The sequence below is a fragment of the Rhizobacter sp. P3_B12 genome (genome assembly GCF_056402895.1).
The window spans coordinates 1-1,292 of sequence record NZ_JBFUGN010001346.1 but is presented as its reverse complement, the minus strand read 5'-3'; the positions used below and the strand labels follow the sequence as shown (position 1 = coordinate 1,292).

Genomic DNA, 1,292 nt, shown 5'->3' with positions numbered 1-1,292 from the left:
CTGATCATCCGCGTGACGCGCGCCGCCACGCGCGAGGCGCTGCCGATGGATTACATCAAGTTCGCGCGCGCCAAGGGCCTGGGCTGGGGGCGCATCCTGCGGGTGCACCTGCTGAAGAACATCATGGTGCCGATCGTCACGGTCGGCGGGCTGGAGTTCGGCCAGGTGGTCGCGTTTGCGGTCGTCACCGAGACCATCTTCGCGTGGCCCGGCATGGGCAAGCTGCTGCTCGATTCGATCATCACGCTCGACCGGCCGGTGGTCGTCGCCTACCTGATCCTGATCGTGTTCTTCCTCGTGATGCTGAACCTGCTGGTGGACGTTCTCTACTCGGTGCTCGACCCGCGCGTGCGGCTGCAGGGGGCCAAGGCATGACCGCCGAAGCACTGGCGCCCCCGCTGCCGCCGTCCCTTCCTCCGCCCGAGACGCCGTGGCAGCGCCTGCGCCGCGAGTTCATGGCCGACCGCCTGGCGCTGTTCGGCCTGGCCTTGCTGGCCCTCGCGCTGTTCGCCGCCGTGTTCGCGCCGTGGATCGCGCCGCAGAACCCGTACGACATCGGCAAGCTCGACATCTTCGACTCGAAGCTGCCGCCCGGCAGCCGCGACGCCGCCGGCACGATGACCTACTGGCTGGGCACCGACGGCCAGGCGCGCGACCTGCTGTCGGCCATCCTCTACGGCCTGCGCACCAGCCTGCTGGTGGGCGGCGTCTCGGTCGCGGCGGCGCTGGCCATCGGCAGCGCGGTCGGGCTGGCGGCCGCCTATTTCGGCGGGTGGATCGATGCGCTGCTGATGCGCATCGTCGACATCCAGCTGTCGTTCCCGGCCATCCTGGTCGCGCTGATCCTGCTGGCCATCCTCGGCAAGGGCGTCGACAAGGTGATCCTCGCGCTCGTCATCGTGCAGTGGGCCTATTTCGCGCGGGCCGCGCGCGGCGCCGCGCTGGTGGAGCGCGCGAAGGAATACATCGAGGCCGCGCAATGCATGTCGCTCGGCTGGCCGCGCGTGCTGCTGCGCCACATGCTGCCCAACTGCCTGCCGCCGCTGATCGTGATCGCCACCATCGACCTGGCGCACGCCATCGCGCTGGAGTCGACGCTGTCCTTCCTCGGCGTCGGCGTGCCGGTGACGGAACCCTCGCTCGGCATGCTGATTGCCAACGGCTACGAGTTCCTGCTGTCGGGCAACTACTGGATCTCGTTCTTCCCGGGCATCGCGCTGGCGCTGGCGATCGTCGGCATCAACCTGGTCGGCGACCACCTGCGCGACATCCTGAACCCACGCAACGCACAC

General features: G+C 69.0%; 2 protein-coding genes. Both read left to right on the top strand.

The window, feature by feature from the left end; translation table 11 throughout:
* The coding region (locus AC1D01_RS35100; protein WP_477874199.1) for an ABC transporter permease at positions 1-375 on the top strand (375 nt) is incomplete at its 5' end.
* A partial coding sequence (locus AC1D01_RS35095; protein ID WP_477874197.1) for an ABC transporter permease occupies positions 372-1,292 on the top strand: 921 nt, incomplete at its 3' end. The genes AC1D01_RS35100 and AC1D01_RS35095, both read left to right, overlap by 4 nt.